At 65.8% G+C, this 15,345-nt stretch carries 16 protein-coding genes; 10 read left to right on the top strand and 6 right to left on the bottom strand.

The genetic code is table 11. The features are described from left to right. Positions 1-102: 102 nt before the first annotated feature. Genes BUB53_RS19655 through fabA form a run of 3 tightly spaced genes read right to left on the bottom strand, consistent with a single transcriptional unit; the run spans position 103 to position 2,670 of the window. Entirely contained in the window at positions 103-894 is a 792-nt protein-coding gene (locus BUB53_RS19655; protein ID WP_073037369.1) for an enoyl-ACP reductase FabI, read from the bottom strand. A gap of 6 nt (positions 895-900) precedes the next feature. Beyond that, positions 901-2,130: a beta-ketoacyl-ACP synthase I gene (gene fabB / locus BUB53_RS19660; protein ID WP_073037371.1), complete on the bottom strand. Its 1,230-nt coding sequence runs from the start codon at positions 2,128-2,130 to the stop codon at positions 901-903. Between the two features lie 30 nt (positions 2,131-2,160). Next, positions 2,161-2,670, bottom strand: coding sequence for a bifunctional 3-hydroxydecanoyl-ACP dehydratase/trans-2-decenoyl-ACP isomerase (gene fabA, locus BUB53_RS19665; protein ID WP_073037373.1), 510 nt, complete (start codon positions 2,668-2,670; stop codon positions 2,161-2,163). A gap of 175 nt (positions 2,671-2,845) precedes the next feature. Here fabA and irrA point away from each other — a divergent pair, with 175 nt between their 5' ends. After that, positions 2,846-3,265 carry an iron response transcriptional regulator IrrA gene (irrA, locus tag BUB53_RS19670; RefSeq protein ID WP_073037375.1) on the top strand — a complete coding sequence of 140 codons (420 nt, stop codon included), beginning with the start codon at positions 2,846-2,848 and terminating at the stop codon, positions 3,263-3,265. 73 nt (positions 3,266-3,338) lie between these two features. Further along, positions 3,339-4,328, top strand: coding sequence for an NADPH:quinone reductase (locus BUB53_RS19675; RefSeq protein ID WP_073037376.1), 990 nt, complete (start codon positions 3,339-3,341; stop codon positions 4,326-4,328). A 48-nt stretch (positions 4,329-4,376) separates the two neighbouring features. On the opposite strand, the gene BUB53_RS19680 is transcribed toward BUB53_RS19675, so the two are convergent. Together BUB53_RS19680 and BUB53_RS19685 are read right to left on the bottom strand one after the other, a co-directional pair. Further along, positions 4,377-4,988 carry a hypothetical protein gene (locus BUB53_RS19680; RefSeq protein ID WP_073037377.1) on the bottom strand — a complete coding sequence of 204 codons (612 nt, stop codon included), beginning with the start codon at positions 4,986-4,988 and terminating at the stop codon, positions 4,377-4,379. Between the two features lie 111 nt (positions 4,989-5,099). Continuing rightward, a complete protein-coding gene (locus BUB53_RS19685) occupies positions 5,100-5,528 on the bottom strand; it encodes an FKBP-type peptidyl-prolyl cis-trans isomerase (protein ID WP_073037378.1) in 429 nt (142 codons plus the stop codon). Positions 5,529-5,729: 201 nt separating this feature from the next. Between BUB53_RS19685 and BUB53_RS19690 the strand changes: the two genes are divergently transcribed. The 4 genes from BUB53_RS19690 to BUB53_RS19705 all read left to right on the top strand — a co-directional run bounded on the left by BUB53_RS19690 (position 5,730) and on the right by BUB53_RS19705 (position 9,764). Further along, positions 5,730-6,416: a haloacid dehalogenase type II gene (locus BUB53_RS19690; protein WP_073037379.1), complete on the top strand. Its 687-nt coding sequence runs from the start codon at positions 5,730-5,732 to the stop codon at positions 6,414-6,416. 3 nt (positions 6,417-6,419) lie between these two features. Further along, on the top strand, positions 6,420-7,253 hold the full coding sequence (locus tag BUB53_RS19695; RefSeq protein ID WP_073037380.1) for an alpha/beta fold hydrolase: 834 nt from the start codon (positions 6,420-6,422) through the stop codon (positions 7,251-7,253). After that, positions 7,250-8,230: a threonine ammonia-lyase gene (locus BUB53_RS19700; RefSeq protein ID WP_073037382.1), complete on the top strand. Its 981-nt coding sequence runs from the start codon at positions 7,250-7,252 to the stop codon at positions 8,228-8,230. Before BUB53_RS19695 ends, BUB53_RS19700 begins: the two co-directional genes overlap by 4 nt. A 328-nt stretch (positions 8,231-8,558) precedes the next feature. After that, a complete protein-coding gene (locus tag BUB53_RS19705; protein ID WP_073037384.1) occupies positions 8,559-9,764 on the top strand; it encodes an endonuclease/exonuclease/phosphatase family protein in 1,206 nt (401 codons plus the stop codon). A gap of 263 nt (positions 9,765-10,027) precedes the next feature. Here BUB53_RS19705 and BUB53_RS19710 read toward each other — a convergent pair whose 3' ends face one another. Then, on the bottom strand, positions 10,028-11,056 hold the full coding sequence (locus BUB53_RS19710; protein ID WP_073037386.1) for a trans-3-hydroxy-L-proline dehydratase: 1,029 nt from the start codon (positions 11,054-11,056) through the stop codon (positions 10,028-10,030). A gap of 216 nt (positions 11,057-11,272) precedes the next feature. Between BUB53_RS19710 and pobA the strand changes: the two genes are divergently transcribed. The 4 genes from pobA (at position 11,273) to BUB53_RS19730 (ending at position 15,308) form a co-directional block, all read left to right on the top strand. After that, on the top strand, positions 11,273-12,442 hold the full coding sequence (pobA, locus tag BUB53_RS19715) for a 4-hydroxybenzoate 3-monooxygenase (protein ID WP_073037388.1): 1,170 nt from the start codon (positions 11,273-11,275) through the stop codon (positions 12,440-12,442). A 186-nt stretch (positions 12,443-12,628) separates the two neighbouring features. Then, positions 12,629-13,420: a 3-oxoadipate enol-lactonase gene (gene pcaD, locus BUB53_RS19720; RefSeq protein ID WP_073037390.1), complete on the top strand. Its 792-nt coding sequence runs from the start codon at positions 12,629-12,631 to the stop codon at positions 13,418-13,420. Further along, positions 13,413-14,129 carry an alpha/beta fold hydrolase gene (locus BUB53_RS19725; RefSeq protein ID WP_073037392.1) on the top strand — a complete coding sequence of 239 codons (717 nt, stop codon included), beginning with the start codon at positions 13,413-13,415 and terminating at the stop codon, positions 14,127-14,129. The genes pcaD and BUB53_RS19725 overlap by 8 nt, the downstream gene beginning before the upstream one ends. Positions 14,130-14,222: 93 nt before the next feature. After that, positions 14,223-15,308, top strand: a complete 1,086-nt coding sequence (locus BUB53_RS19730) for a zinc-binding dehydrogenase (RefSeq protein WP_073037394.1) — start codon at positions 14,223-14,225, stop codon at positions 15,306-15,308. Positions 15,309-15,345: the final 37 nt, after the last annotated feature.

Consider the following 15,345-nt stretch of genomic DNA (forward strand, 5'->3'; position numbering starts at 1 on the left):
CAAAGTCCGTCTGCTCAAGATCGCCTCCCGTTTTTGATCTTGAATCAAACGGAGGCTGATTTGGGAATCCCCTAAATGCAGACGCCGCCTAGGGTCAGGACCCTAGAGGTTTTCGGCCTGCGGCATGCCCAGAACGTGATAGCCGCCATCGACATGGATCACCTCGCCCGAGGTGAAGGCCCCGGCATCGGAGGCCAGGTACACCGCCGTGCCGCCGATCGATTCCAGTGTCGCGTTCGAGCGCAGCGGCGCGTTGACATCGGTATGCTTGTAGGTCTTGCGCGCACCGCCGATGGCCGCCCCGGCAAGGGTTTTCATCGGACCGGGCGAAATGGCGTTCACGCGGATACCGTCGGGGCCCAGATCGTTGGCCAGATAGCGCGTGGCCGATTCCAGCGCCGCCTTGGCCACGCCCATCACGTTGTAGTTCGGCACAACCTTGTTCGAGCCCTGATAGGTCATCGTCAGCAGCGTGCCCCCGTTTTCCTTCATCATCGGATAGGCGCGGCGCGCCACGTCGATGAAGGAATAGGCAGAGATTTCAAGGCTGTGCTTGAAGTTCTTGCGGCTGGTATTGATGAACCGCCCGGTCAGTTCCGATTTGTCGGAATAGGCGATGGCGTGCACCAGGAAATCAATCGTCGGCCAGGTTTGCGCCAGTTGCGCGAAGGCCGCATCAAGCGAGTCGTCGTCCGTCACGTCGACATCCAGCAACAGTTTCGAGCCAAGGCTTTCGGCCAGCGGCTGAACCCGCTTGCCGAAGGCGTCACCCTGATAGGTAAAGGCCAGTTCGGCCCCGGCCTCGTGCATCGCCTTGGCGATGCCCCACGCGATGGAGCGGTCATTGGCCACCCCCATGATCAGGCCACGCTTGCCTTGCATCGAATTGCTCATGTCAATTTATCCATGGTATTTGCTGAGTAGCATTGATCCGTTGGTGCCGCCAAAACCAAAGCTGTTGGTCATCACCGTATCCAGCCCGGCATTGTCGACGCGGGCGGTGGCGATTTCGCCGTCGCGAATGGCCGGGTCCAGCGTTTCGACATTGATCGACGGGATGATGAAATCGTTGTCCAGCGCCAGCAGGCAATAGATCGCCTCTTGCGCGCCGGTGGCGCCCTGGCTGTGGCCGGTCATCGACTTGGTGGAACTGATCGGCGGGGTGTTACCCTCGCCGAAGATGCGGCGCACGGCCTCGACCTCGCCCACGTCGCCCACGGGCGTCGAGGTGCCATGCGCGTTGATGTAGCCGACCTTGCGATCCTCGGGCAGCGTGGACAGCGCGAGGCGCATGGCGCGCTCGCCGCCCTCGCCCGAGGGCGCGACCATGTCGTGCCCGTCGGAGGTGGCGGCATAGCCGGTCACCTCGGCATAGATTTTCGCACCGCGGGCCAGCGCGTGATCCAGCTCTTCCAGCACGACGATGCCGCCGCCGCCGGAAATCACGAACCCGTCGCGGTTGGCGTCGAAAGCGCGGCTGGCCTTGTCGGGGGTGTCGTTAAATTTGCTGGACATCGCGCCCATCGCGTCGAACAGGCAGGACAGGGTCCAGTCCAGTTCCTCGCCGCCGCCGGCGAACATCACGTCCTGCTTGCCCATCATGATCTGCTCGGCGGCGTTGCCGATGCAGTGCAGCGAGGTCGAACAGGCCGAGGTGATCGAATAGTTGATGCCCTTGATCCTGTAGGCCGTGCTGAGGTTGGCCGAAATCGTGGACGACATGCATTTGGGCACGGCGAAAGGCCCGATGCGTTTCGGGCTGCCCTTTTCCAGCACCGTCTGGTGCGCGGCCAGCATGGCCGAGGTGGACGGCCCGCCCGACCCGGCGACAAGCCCGGTGCGCGGATTGACGACATCGCTCTCCTCGAGCCCCGCATCGGCGATGGCCTGCCCCATGGCGATATGGGCATAGGCCGCGCCCGGCCCCATGAAGCGCAGGGTGCGTTTGTCGACATGCTCGGCCACGTCGATCCTGAGCGTTCCGGCCACCTGCGAGCGGAAGCCGTGCTCCTTCATTTCCTCACAGCCCGTGATACCGGATGTCCCGGCCCTGAGCGACGCAAGAACCTCTTCGGCGGAATTGCCAATGCTGGAGACGACCCCCAGACCTGTGACGACGACGCGACGCATGTTGCGCACTCCTTGCTTTCCCGTTTGGCTTCAGCTTTCCGACAGCGCGACCTTCATGTCCTTGACCTGATAGATCAATTCTCCATCGGCCTCGACACGTCCGTCGGCCACGCCCATGGTGAGGCGCCGAGTTTGCACGGCTTTCGTGAAATCCACGTAATAGGTCAGCATCTTGCGGTCGGGGCGGACCATGCCGGTCAGCTTGACCTCGCCGACACCGAGCGCATAGCCGCGCCCCTGCCAGCCGCGCCAGCCCAGGTTGAAGCCGGTCAGTTGCCACAGCCCGTCGAGCCCCAGGCAGCCCGGCATGATCGGGTTGCCGGGAAAGTGGCATTTGAAAAACCACAGGTCGGGGGTGATGTCGAACTCGGCCACCACATGGCCCTTGCCGTGCGGGCCGCCATCGCCGGAAATGTCGGTGATGCGGTCCATCATCAGCATCGGCGGTTCGGGAAGTTGAGCGTTGCCGGGGCCGAACAATTCGCCCCGTGCGCATTTCAGCAGGTCGTCGCGGTCGAAACTGCTTGGATAGTCGGCCATGCAGGCGGCCCCTTTCGTGAATATTCAAAACTGGTTGGCAACCCTGTATCACCCCCCCAAACCCCCTTGCAAGCATGTCGGACCGCGCCCGCGCCGGAGCGGCAATATGAAATTTGTTTGAAATCATGTGCCTCTGCACACTATATTAGCAGGTAGCACCTGAATTGAGGCCAAAATGCACGCGCACGGACAAAACCGAGAAACCGACTGGCTGACCAGGGCCGGGCTGCGCCCGACCCGTCAGCGTGTCGCTCTGGCCGAAATGCTGGTGGGAGACGGGCAGCATCGCCACGTCACCGCCGAAAGCCTGTTCGCCGAGGCGCACAAGCGCGGCGACAGCGTATCGCTGGCCACGGTTTACAACACGCTGCGCGCCTTTTGCGAGGCCGGGCTGATTCAGGAAGTGACGGTCGACGGATCGAAAAGCTATTTCGACACCAACACCCACGATCACCCGCATTTCTTCTGGGAAGACGAGAACCGGCTGAGCGACGCCCCCGCCGAGGAGCTGGAAATCACCCGCCTGCCCGAAGCGCCCGAGGGGGCCGAGATCGCATCCGTGGATGTGGTGATCCGCCTGCGCCGCAAGGGCTGAGGCCATGTGCCGCGCCATTCAGGGGGCCTGACACGCGGCGCGGCCCCGACCATCCCCGACAAAGGAAGTGCCCATGCGCGCGATAGCCTATGACCGGTTCGGCCCGGCCTCAGATGTCCTGACCCTGACCCGGATCGAGCCGCCCGCCCCCGCCGCGGGCGAGGTTCTGGTGCGGCTGGCATGGTCGGGCGTGAACCCGTCCGACGCCAAGGCCCGCGCCGGAATTCGCCCCGGTGTGACAAAACCGCCCTTCCCGCAGATCGTCCCCCATTCCGATGGCGCGGGCGTGATCGAAGCCGTCGGCGCGGGGGTGGATGCCGCCCGTATCGGCGAACGGGTCTGGATCTGGAACGGGCAATGGCAGCGCGCCTGTGGCACCGCCGCCGAATATATCGCCCTGCCCCAGGCGCAGGCCGTGCCCCTGCCGGACGGCGTGGACCTTGCCACCGGCGCGGTCCTCGGTATTCCGGGGCTGACCGCCTGCCAGACGGTGTTTGGCGGGGGCGACGTGGCCGGGCAGACCCTGTTGATTTCCGGCGGTGCGGGCGCGGTGGGGCATATTGCGGTGCAACTGGCCCGGTGGGGCGGCGCGACGGTGATCGCCACCTGCTCGAAAGGGGCGGAGGCGCGGGTGCGCGCCGCGGGGGCCGATCATGTGCTGGAGTATCGCGATCCCGACCTGACGGCCCGGATCATGGAGATCACCGGCGGGCGCGGTGTCGATCGGGCGGTCGAGGTGGAATTCGGCGAAAACATCGCGGTCCTGCCCGAGATCGTGGCCCCTCTGGGAACGATTGCGGTCTACGGATCGGGCAAGCAGATGGCCCCGACCCTGCCCTTTGGCGCCTATCTGTTCAAGGCGCTGAAAATCGACATCACGCTGATCTACATCCTGCCCGACGCCGCGCGGGACGCCGCCATTGCGACATTGCACAAGACCCTGCAAGACGGCGCGTTGCGCCCGGAAATCGGTGCGCGCTATGCGCTGGCCGACTGCGCCGAAGCGCATGAGGCGGTAATGACGCCGGGACGCACCGGGGCGGTTTTGCTGGAGATCGGTTAAAGAATTGAACGCGCGGGGCGGTGCGCATGAATGCGCACCCTACGGGGGTCACTCTGGCGGCGATATTCCCGACAACCCGGCCTGCGTGATCTGCTTGCGCGAGGCTTGCAACCCCGCGCCGAAGCCTTCGGCATCGCCGTAATCGACGAATTGCGCGTAATAGGCGTGATGCGCCCCGACGCGGGCGGCGTGTTTGATGGGGCACCAATAGGCCTCGGTCCGGCCCGCGACCTCCTGAACATAGCCGATCAGCCCGTTGCAATAGCCGCAATAGATGCAGTTCAGCTTTTGCAGCCCGTTGAGATAGGCCAGGTGGTGGCGGTCGATGCGGATGAAATCGGCGCGCTTCACCCGTGCGATCCCGTAGACGGGAAAACAGATGCGCTGATAGAGCGTGACGAACAGATCGAGCAGCACGAAGGGCAGGATCAGGCTGTAGATCACCGGGGCGGTCAGAACCACCATCGGCCGCGTCTGGCGCAGGAATGTGCCAAGGCGCACGCGAAATTCGCGGTGATGGCGGCGAATCTCGGATTCGAACACCACGCGGTCATTTTCCAGCCGATAGCGAAACTGGGCGCGGCGGCGGGTGAATTCCTGTTCCAGCTCGTCCTGAAGAACGCGGATACGGGCAAGCAGCTTTTCGGTGGCTGTGGGCATGGGCAGGCTCCGGCGGTTGACCGGGCCAGCCTACTGCCTGCGGCGCAAAAGAAAAGCGCGCGCGGGAAACCCCGGCGCGCGCTTGAACATCGCTTGCGAAAGCGTAATGGCTTACGCGATTTCGACCAGTTCGATGGCGAAGGTCAGGTCCTTGCCGGCCAGCGGGTGGTTGGCGTCGAGCGTCACCTGGTCTTCGGTCACTTCGACCACCGTCACCGGCATCACCTGGCCTTGCGGGGTCTGCACCTGCAATTGCGTGCCCAGATCCAGCGGAATGTCGGCGGGGATGTCGGCGCGGGGCACGGCCTGCTGGGCGTTGGGATCGGGCTGGCCATAGGCTTCGTCCGCGGGAACCTCGACGGTTTTCCTGTCGCCGACGGTCATGCCGGGCATCGCCTTGTCGAGGCCGGGGATGATCTGGCCCGAGCCGACGGTGAATTCCAGCGGGTCGCGGCCTTCGCTGCTGTCGAAGGTGGCGCCGTCTGCCAGCGTACCGGTATAGTGAATGCGGACGGTATCGCCCTCTTTGACTTGCGTCATGCGTTTTCCAATCTGTTTTGAAGGGGGATGAGTTTGCAAGGCCGCGCGCAGCGCGGGTGCTTGATGCGTATCGGGACCAAACGTAGTGATTCACGCGCGCGATTGCAAACCATCTGCCGCCCTGCCCCGCACGGGCGCGCGACGGGGCTTTCGGCGGGGGGCGATCCGTGCAAGGGTCACGCCAGACAGCCGGAGGGGATCATGCCGATCACGACCTGTATTTTCGACGCCTATGGAACCCTGTTCGACGTGGCCGCCGCCGCGCGGATCGCCGCCGAAGAACCGGGGCGCGCGCGTTTCGCCGAACACTGGCCGCAGATTGCCGAGCACTGGCGGCAGAAACAGCTGCAATATACGTGGCTGCGCGCGGTGATGGGCCAGCACACCGATTTCTGGACCGTCACGCAGGACGGGCTGGACTGGGCGCTGGAGGCCAGCGGGATGGAGGGCGACCCGGACCTGCGCGAGCGCCTGTTGCAGCTTTACTGGGAACTGGCCGCTTTTCCCGAGGTGCCGAAGATGCTGCATGCGCTGAAGGCGCAGGGCAAGGCCACCGCGATCCTGTCGAACGGATCGCCCGCAATGCTGGAGGGGGCGGTTGCCTCGGCCGGGGTGGGCGATGTGCTGGACGATGTGCTGTCGGTGGAAAGCGTGGGCGTCTTCAAGCCCGCCAGCGTGGTCTACGATCTGGTGGGCGAGCGGTTCGGCTGCGCGCCGGACGAGGTGTTGTTCGTGTCCTCGAACGGCTGGGACGCCGCAGCGGCGGCGGGCTATGGGTTCACCACGGCCTGGGTCAATCGCGCGGGCGATCCGGTGGACCGCCTGCCCGCGCGCCCGCATCACGTGTTGCGCGACCTGACCGGCATTCCGGCACTTGCAGAGGGATAGACCATGCCACGTTTCACCACATCCGACGGGCTGAGCCTGTATTACGAGGATCAGGGCGCAGGCCGTCCGGTCCTGTGCCTTGCGGGGCTGACGCGCAATGCCCGCGATTTCGATTTCGTCGCGCCGCATCTGGGGGATCTGCGCCTGTTGCGGCTGGATTATCGCGGGCGGGGGCAATCGGATCATGACCCAGAGTTCATGAATTATTCGATCCTGCGCGAGGCACAGGACGTGATCGAATTGCTGGATCATCTGGGGCTGGACCGGGTGACGATCCTTGGCACCTCGCGCGGGGGGCTGATTGCCATGGCGCTGGCGGCGGGTCATGGCGACAGGCTGCAAGGCGTCGTGCTGAACGATATCGGCCCCGAGGTCACGCCCAACGGGCTGGAGCGGATCATGGACTATGTCGGCAAGCCGCCCAATGCCCCGACGCTGGACGAGGCCGCACAGGCGCTGAAGGCTGTCAGTGAGGCGCAGTTTCCCGGTGTGCCGTTGACGCGCTGGCGCGCGCAGGCCGGGGCGATGTTCGAGGAACAGCCGGGCGGCGGTCTGGCGTTGCGATACGATCCCAAACTGCGCGATGCGCTGATCGGTCAGGCGGGCGTGGGCGAGGCCCCGGACCTGTGGCTGTTGTTCGATGCACTGAAGGAGGTGCCGCTGGCGGTGATCCGGGGGGCAAACTCGGACCTGCTGAGCGCTGAAACGGTGGAGCGGATGGCGGAGCGGCATCCGGGGCTGATTTGCGCCACGGTGCCCGACCGCGGCCATGTGCCGTTTCTGGACGAGCCCGAGGCGCTGAAGGCGATCCGCGACTTGCTGGAGGTATCGCAATGAGTGACATTACCATGATCCGCGCGGCGGCAGAGCGGCTGAAGGGCCATGCCCGGCGCACGCCGCTGTTGTCCTCGCCCTTTCTGGACGAGATCGCGGGCCGCCGGGTGCTGGTGAAGCCCGAATGCCTGCAACATACCGGCAGCTTCAAGTATCGCGGCGGGCGCTCGGCGGTGTCGGCGCTGGACCCGGAGGTCCGGGCGCGCGGCGTGATCGCCTTTTCCAGCGGCAACCATGCGCAGGGCGTGGCGCTGGCGGCGCGGGAATTCGGCGTGCCTGCGGTGATCATCATGCCCGCCGATGCGCCACAGATGAAGATCGACAACACCCGTGCGCTCGGGGCCGAGGTGGTGCTGTATGACCGGGTGGGCGGCGAAAACCGCGAGAAGATCGGCGACCGGCTGACCGCCGAGCGCGGGCTGACCCTGATCCGGCCCTATGACGAGCCGCAGGTGATCGCCGGGCAAGGCACCTGCGGGCTGGAGATTGCCGAACAGGCCCGCGCCGAAGGGGTGGAGCGCGCCGATGTGCTGATCTGTTGCGGCGGTGGCGGGCTGACCTCGGGGATCGCGCTGGCGCTGGAGGCCGAGGCGCCGGGGCTGCGTGCGCGCCCCTGCGAACCGGAAGAGTTCGACGATGCCGCGCGCTCGCTGGCGGCGGGGCGGATCGTGTCCAATGCGCGCGCCTCGGGCGGGATATGCGACGCCATCGTGACGCCGCAGCCGGGGCAGTTGACCTTTCCGATCATGAAGCGGCTGTGCGGCCCCGGCCTGATCGTGAGCGAGGACGAGGCGTTGCGCGCCATGAAGCTGGCCTTCGAGCGACTCAAGCTGGTGGCGGAACCGGGTGGTGCTGTGGCGCTGGCCGCCGCGCTGTTCCGGCGCGACCAGATCGAGGGCGATACGGTGATCTGCACCATCTCGGGCGGGAATGTCGATGCGCCCATGTTCATCCGCGCCCTGCAAAGCGACGGGGGGTGAGCGGTGCACCTGACATTTGCACCGTTGAGTGAAGGGCGCACCAGCAGGGGAGCGCCCGGCCCCGAGGGTGGGCGCGGTCACATCCGCGCCGGCGTCGCGTCGAAGCGCCAACGCCGACGTTTTATGGAACGCTGGTATCCTTCGCGCCCGCCCTTGGGGGCGGGGTCGGGCGCGACCCGGATCGCAGGCGATCCGGGAAAGAGGTTCGGAGGCTGAGCGGTGCGGGTTATCGAAGACAACCCGATCGTCCCACTCATTGACACCGCGTTGGCAGGGCATGACGATAGGCTTGTCATCCTGCCCGCAACCACACCCTGAAAGCTGACCCATGACCGAGTTCACGATTGCCAGTTTCAACGTCAAGAACCTGATCGGCCCGGACCGGGAATATTACCGCTTCCAGACCTACACGCCCGAGGAATACGCGTGGAAAGAGGACTGGATGGCGGATCAGCTTTTGTCGATGAATGCCGATATCGTGGGGTTTCAGGAAATTTTCGAGCAGGACGCCCTGCGCGCGGTGATCGGGGAAACCAATCAGCGCGCGACCGCATTGAACGCGGCCACGGTGCCCGATCGGTCAAAGCGCTATCACCGCAAGGTGATTTTCCGCAAGCTCAGGATCGAGCCCTATGACGACGCCGCGCTGGCCTTTGCGCCCAATGCCGCCGATCAGGGCATTCCCGGCGAGAGGCGGCCCGGCGTGGCGATCCTGTCGCGGTTCGGCTTCGACGGCCCGCCCGAGATCATACAGGATCTGGACGAACCGCTGGTCATTCCGTTCCAGCCCCTGCGCGGGTTGCCGCGCGAGGATGCGGGGCAGTATACGGTCCGTCGCCTGTCGCGCCCGATCCTCAGGGCGCGCATTCCGGTGGGCGGGCGGGTGATCACCGTGTTCAACTGCCACCTGAAATCCAAGCTGGGCGAATATATCAGGCCCGATGGCGCGGCCTATGCCCCCGAGGAGGACCTGACGCGCTATGACCCGGTGGGACGTGCGATGGGCAGTTTGCGCGCCGCCCTGCGCCGCATGGCCGAAGCCTGGGTGCTGCGCCGCGAGATCGTGGCGGAAATCCACAAGGGCAACCCGGTGATGGTGCTGGGCGATTTCAACGACGGCGAACATGCGGTGAGTTCGGAAATCGTGACCGGCGAAACGCCGTTCAGGAATTACGCCTGGATGCTGCGCCATGACGCCGAAAGCGGCAAGGATCGCTATTCGGAAGAGGAAAACGAGCAGATCACCGAGGATGTCGAGCGCGTGCGCCTGCATTCGGCGGAGCGTCTGTTCGTGCGCAAATCACTGCGCGACATGGTTTATACCTCGGCCTTCGGCGGGGTGTTCGAATCCATCGACCAGATCTACATGAGCCGCGATTTCCACCCCGATCATCCGGGGCGGATCGGCGAGATGACCTATTTCAGCGCCTTCAACGATCACCTGACAGATGGCTCGCACCCCGAAGCGCCCTATAACAAGCTGGCCTCGGACCACGGGCAGATCATGGCGCATATCCGGCTGGATCGGGGATAAGCCACCGGCCTGAAGCGATGAACCTGAAGAGCACGCCATTGACCGAAAGAGAGCAACGGCAGGGTCGGGCGCGGCCCCGAGGGTGGGCGCGGTGACATCCGCGTCAGCGTCGCGTCGAAGCGCCAACGCCATACCTCGCTGAAACAGTGATGTAATTCGCGCCCGCCCTGGGGGGCGGGGTCGGGCGCGACCCGGATCGCAGGCGATCCGGGGGTCGTCTGAGGCATACTCGCTTTTCAAAGTCGGGGATTGGGCAATCCTTGTTAACGCGCGCCCCATGTATCGCTGAGCCTGTAGCCTTCGGGCCATGGGTCGGATGGGTCGAGCATGTGCTGGTGAATGCCGGTGATCCAGCCGCGCCCCGATATCTCGGGGCGGATGGCGGGGGTGCCGCCCACGGTGGTTTCCTCCAGAATGCGCCCGGAAAAGGTGGAGCCGATCAGCGACTGCGCGCTCAGCCGGTCGCCGGTTTTCATCACGCCACGGGCCTGCAACACCGCCATGCGCGCCGACAGCGCCGTGCCGGTGGGCGAGCGATCGACCTTGCCGGGCTGAATGGCCACGGCGGCCCCGGTTTCCAGCCCGTTTTCGCCCTGGGTCAGCGGCCCGGCGAACAGGCAGAACGAGATATGCCGCCAGTCGGGATTTTCCGGGTGGGCAAAGCCGAGCTGTTCATTGGCCGCGTTGGTGATGCGCACACCCATGGTGGCGATGTCATGCGCCTCGTCCGCTGTCAGGGACAGGCCCAGCGCGGCGGCATCGACGATCACGAAACTGTCACCGCCATAGGCGGTATCGACAGTCAGGCGGCCCAGCCCCGCGACCTCGAGCGTCTGGTCGAGTTTGGCGGCGAAGGACGGAACGTTGGTGACGAAGATGCGCTCGGCCTTGCCATTGCGGCATTCGGCGCGCACCCGGACAAGCCCGCCGGGCGCCTCAATCGTCAGGTGGGTTTCGGGTTCGCGCATCGGGATCAGCCCGCCATCCAGAAGAACCGTGGCCACGCAGATCGCGTTGGAGCCCGACATCGGCGGGGTGTCTTCGGGTTCCATGATGATCCATGCGGCCTGTGCCTCGGGGTGTTTGGGCGGCACGAGCAGGTTCACATGGCGGAAGACGCCGCCGCGCGGTTCGTTCAGGACGAAATTGCGCAGGGTCCGGTCGCGGGCGATCCAGCGGCTTTGCTCCCATATGGTGTCGCCCGGCGGCGGCAGGACTCCGCCGACGATCACATCGCCCACCTCGCCCTCGGCATGGGCGGATATCACATGGATGGTTTTGGTTGAGCGCATGGTGTGGATCGTCCTTGTTCCGCCCGGTCATGTCCCCACATTAGGCGGCGTTCGGGGCGCTGCCAATCGCGCCGTACCGGTTGCGCTGCCGCCCTGCCCGGCAGGCCGGTGCCCCTTATCATCCCGCGCCACCGCCTGTCTTGCGCCAGATCATTTACGACATGCGGGGCGTTGCTTTACCCTATGGGGCGACCCAAGCGGCGAAAGGAGGACGTCATGCGCACTCAGGTAGCCATCGTGGGCGGGGGGCCGGCGGGCCTGCTGCTGGCGCAGTTGTTGCAGACGCAGGGAATCGAAACCATCGTTCTGGAGCGCTACGAGCGCGACGACGTGCTGTCGCGCATCCGCGCCGCCGTGCTGGAGCGCGGGCTGACCGACCTGCTGCACGAGGCCGGTGTCGGCGCGCCGCTGGAAGACGGCGGGCTGGTGCATGACGGCATCCGCATCGCGGGCGGCGGACATGATTTTCGCATCGACCTGAAGGCCCTGACCGGCAGTTCGGTAACGATCTACGGACAAGAGCGCGTCACGCAGGACCTATACGCGGCGCGCGATGCGATGGGGCTGAGCACGCTGCACGGATGCGCGGGCATGAAGCCGCACGATATCGACAGCGACCAGCCTTACCTGACCTTCCTGCACGGCGGGCAGATGAACCGGCTGGATTGCGATTTCATCGCCGGGTGCGACGGGTTCCACGGCCCCTGCCGCAAGGAACTACCCGACGACACGGCGCAGGCCTTCGAGCAGACTTTTCCCTTCGGCTGGCTCGGGGTGACGTCGGACGCGCCGCCGGTGGTGGAGGAATTCCTCTATGCCGGGTCGGAACGGGGATTCGCCCTGTGTTCGCTACAGGACGGCGAACGCGGGCGTTATTACTTGCAGGTGCCGCTTTCGGACAGCCCCGAGGAGTGGGAGGACGAGCGCATCTGGGAGGAACTTGCGCGCCGCCTGCCCGCGGATGTGGCCAACGCCCTGCCCGGCGGCGCGTTGAGCGGGCGCGATATCGCGCCGCTCCGATCGTTCGTGTCCGAGCCGATGCACTGGGGGCGTATGTTCCTGTGTGGGGATGCAGCGCATATCGTGCCGCCCACCGGGGCCAAGGGCCTGAACACGGCGGCCAGTGACGTGCAGTATCTCTATCACGCGCTGACCCGGCATTACCGCGACGGGGACGATGCGGGGCTCAAGGCCTATTCGCAAACCGCGCTGGCGCGCACTTGGAAGACCCAGCGCTTCAGCTGGTGGATGACCAACCTGTTGCACCGCTTCCCGGCTCAGACCGCGTTCGACCTGAAGATGCAACGCGCCGACCTGGCCTATCTGGCCGGCAGCGAGGCGGCACAGACCACGCTGGCCGAAAACTATGTCGGGTTGTCGTATTAGGCATCGGCCAGGGAGGATCGGCGTTCCGGCCATTGATCAGGGGAAGCAATGGCGGAGCCGCTGGCAGGCCCTCGTTCAAACCTTGTCTTGCGGGGTCGATCGCCTCGCCCTCTCCCGCCCCCCCGGTTGACGGCGGCGCGGGGGCGGGGTTCAAGGGGGGAAGCGAAGGACAAGGAGGGGCAGCACATGCCGATGGCCGATCTGGGGGACATCACCCTGCATTACCGCGAAGACGGCACACCGGACGGTGCGCCGCTGGTGTTTGCCAATTCACTGGGCACGGACCTGAGCCTTTGGGACAAGGTTCTGCCGCTTCTGCCCGAGGGGTTGCGCATCATCCGCTATGACATGCGCGGGCACGGGCAAAGCGATTGCCCGCCTGCGCCTTATACGATGGGCGCTTTGGTGCGCGATGCCGAAGGGCTGCTGGACCATCTGGAGGTGCGCGATTGCGTCTTCGTGGGGCTGTCCATCGGCGGGATGGTGGCGCAGGGGCTGGCCGTCAAGCGGCTGGATCAGGTGCGCGCGATGGTGCTGTCGAACACCGCCGCCAAAATCGGCCAGCCCGCCATGTGGGAAGAGCGCATCGCCGCCGTGCGGGAAGGCGGGGTTGCCGCGCTGGCGGAGGCCACGCTGGAGCGGTGGTGCTCCAAACACTTCCGCGAGGACGAAGCGCGCCTTGCCCCGGTGCGCGAGATGCTGCTGCGCACGCCGCCCGAGGGCTATGTCGGGTGCAGCGCGGCGATTGCGGGCACCGATTTCTACACGCCCACCAGCGGGCTGCGCCTGCCGACGCTGGGCATTGCCGGGTCCGAGGACGGATCGACCCCGCCCGATCTGGTGCGCGAAACCGTCGATCTGATTCACGGCTCGAAATTCCACCTGATCCGGCAGGCGGGGCACCTGCCCTGCATCGACCACCCCGAAGCCTTTGCGCAGGTTCTTGGCGAGTTCCTGAAGGAGGTGGGGCATGTCTGACTTCCTGCTGATCCACGGGTCATGCCACGGCGCATGGTGCTGGCGCGACGTGATCCCGGCGCTCGAGGCATTGGGGCACAGGGCGCGCGCCATCGACCTGCCGGGGCATGGCGACACCCCCTGCCCCATCGAGGACATCACGCTGGATTCGTATGCCGATGCGATCCTGGCGGCCATCGACGCGCCCGCCATCGTGGTGGGCCATTCCATGGCCGGTTTTCCGATTTCGGCAGCGGCCGAGAAAGACCCCGCCAGGATCGCGCGGCTGGTGTATCTCTGCGCCTATGCGCCACGCGACGGTGTCTCACTGGTGGATATGCGGCTGGAGGCCCCGCGCCAGCCCCTGCTGGCGGCCATCGAAAAAACGCCCGACGGGCTGGGGTTTACCTTTCGCGAGGGCAAGCTCTTCGAGGCGCTCTATCACGATTGTCCCGAGGGCACCGAGGCCTATGCCCGCGAGCGCCTGTGCGTGCAGGCGATCAGGCCGCAGGCCACGCCGATCCGGCTGGGGACGAATTATGCCAGCGTGCCGAAATCCTATATCCGCTGCGCCGAGGATCACGCGATCCCGCCGGAATACCAGCAGACCATGACCGAGGGCTGGCCGCCCGAGGACGTGAGCGAGATGCCCACCAGCCATTCGCCGTTCTTCGCCGCCCCCAAGGATTTGGCGCGGCGGCTGGACCGGATCGCGCGCGGCCCCGCCTGAACGGGCCGTTTTCGCCCTCAAAGGTCGCAATTCCGCTTGCACGTGGACGCCGCCGCCCCGACCCTGTCCGTCAGGAATCGACAGGGGGACGACATGCAAACCATCAAGGCCGCCGTGTGCCACGAATTCGGCAAACCGCTGGTGATCGAGGAGGTCCGGTTGCGCGCCCCGCAGATGAGCGAGATCGAGGTCACGCTGGAGGCGGTGGCGATCTGCCATTCGGATATTTCCTATGCCGACGGGGCATGGGGCGGCAGCCTGCCGGCGGTCTATGGCCACGAGGCTGCGGGGCGCATCAGCGCCGTGGGGGCGGGCGTGGCGGGCCTGAGCGAAGGCGATCCGGTGATCGTCACCCTGATCCGCGCCTGCGGGGCCTGCCCAAGCTGTGGCGCAGGCAGGCCGACGGGATGCGAAACGCCTTTTGACGGCGATCATGGCGCGCTAAGGACCGATGCGGGCGGAAAGCTGCATCAGGCGATGGCCTGCGGGGCGTTTGCCGAAAAGGTGGTGGTGCATCAGTCACAGGTGGTGAAAATCCCCGGCGACATGGCGATGGACGCGGCCAGCCTGCTGGCCTGCGGGGTGATCACCGGCATCGGTGCGGTGGTGAATGCCGCGCAGTTGCGGGCCGGACAGGACGTAGTGGTGATCGGCGCGGGGGGCGTTGGCCTCAACGCCATTCAGGGCGCGCGCATCGCGGGGGCGCGCCGCATCGTCGCCGTGGACATGAGCGCCGAGAAACTGGCCGATGCCCGCGCCTTTGGCGCGACCGATGGGGTTCTGGCCTCGGAAAGCGCGCCGTGGGAGGCCGCCAAACAGGCCATGGGCCGGGGCGCCGATGCGGTTCTGGTCACGGTGGGCGCGGCCCCGGTCTACGATCAGGCGCCGAATTACCTGGCGAGCGGGGGCAAGGTGATCATGGTGGGCATGCCCGCCAGCGGGGCGGTTTCGGGTTATGAGGCCGGGAACCTGGCGGCTGCGGGGCAGTCCATGGTGGGGTCGAAAATGGGCGATGTGGTGATCGGGCGCGATATTCCGTGGATGATCGACCTCTATCGGCAAGGCCGCCTGAAGCTGGACGAGCTGATCTCGAACCGCTGGCGGCTGGATCAGATCAACGAGGCGATTGCCGACACGAAATCGGGCAATGCGCGGCGCAACGTCATCCTGTTCGGCTGAGCGCGCATCGCCCGTGGGGGGCCATGATCAGGCGACA

This window comes from Roseovarius pacificus (assembly GCF_900142665.1).
Classification (GTDB): domain Bacteria; phylum Pseudomonadota; class Alphaproteobacteria; order Rhodobacterales; family Rhodobacteraceae; genus Roseovarius; species Roseovarius pacificus.

What these genes read in the sequence shown, in the direction of transcription:
- BUB53_RS19730 (WP_073037394.1), top strand. Translation starts at nt 14,223, where the DNA reads ATGCAAACCATCAAGGCCGCCGTGTGCCACGAATTCGGCAAACCGCTG.
- fabB (WP_073037371.1), bottom strand. Translation starts at nt 2,130, where the DNA reads ATGCGTCGCGTCGTCGTCACAGGTCTGGGGGTCGTCTCCAGCATTGGC.
- BUB53_RS19690 (WP_073037379.1), top strand. Translation starts at nt 5,730, where the DNA reads ATGCCGATCACGACCTGTATTTTCGACGCCTATGGAACCCTGTTCGAC.
- pcaD (WP_073037390.1), top strand. Translation starts at nt 12,629, where the DNA reads ATGCCGATGGCCGATCTGGGGGACATCACCCTGCATTACCGCGAAGAC.
- BUB53_RS19675 (WP_073037376.1), top strand. Translation starts at nt 3,339, where the DNA reads ATGCGCGCGATAGCCTATGACCGGTTCGGCCCGGCCTCAGATGTCCTG.
- irrA (WP_073037375.1), top strand. Translation starts at nt 2,846, where the DNA reads ATGCACGCGCACGGACAAAACCGAGAAACCGACTGGCTGACCAGGGCC.
- BUB53_RS19710 (WP_073037386.1), bottom strand. Translation starts at nt 11,056, where the DNA reads ATGCGCTCAACCAAAACCATCCATGTGATATCCGCCCATGCCGAGGGC.
- BUB53_RS19685 (WP_073037378.1), bottom strand. Translation starts at nt 5,528, where the DNA reads ATGACGCAAGTCAAAGAGGGCGATACCGTCCGCATTCACTATACCGGT.
- BUB53_RS19700 (WP_073037382.1), top strand. Translation starts at nt 7,250, where the DNA reads ATGAGTGACATTACCATGATCCGCGCGGCGGCAGAGCGGCTGAAGGGC.
- BUB53_RS19655 (WP_073037369.1), bottom strand. Translation starts at nt 894, where the DNA reads ATGAGCAATTCGATGCAAGGCAAGCGTGGCCTGATCATGGGGGTGGCC.
- BUB53_RS19725 (WP_073037392.1), top strand. Translation starts at nt 13,413, where the DNA reads ATGTCTGACTTCCTGCTGATCCACGGGTCATGCCACGGCGCATGGTGC.
- BUB53_RS19705 (WP_073037384.1), top strand. Translation starts at nt 8,559, where the DNA reads ATGACCGAGTTCACGATTGCCAGTTTCAACGTCAAGAACCTGATCGGC.
- BUB53_RS19695 (WP_073037380.1), top strand. Translation starts at nt 6,420, where the DNA reads ATGCCACGTTTCACCACATCCGACGGGCTGAGCCTGTATTACGAGGAT.
- pobA (WP_073037388.1), top strand. Translation starts at nt 11,273, where the DNA reads ATGCGCACTCAGGTAGCCATCGTGGGCGGGGGGCCGGCGGGCCTGCTG.
- BUB53_RS19680 (WP_073037377.1), bottom strand. Translation starts at nt 4,988, where the DNA reads ATGCCCACAGCCACCGAAAAGCTGCTTGCCCGTATCCGCGTTCTTCAG.
- fabA (WP_073037373.1), bottom strand. Translation starts at nt 2,670, where the DNA reads ATGGCCGACTATCCAAGCAGTTTCGACCGCGACGACCTGCTGAAATGC.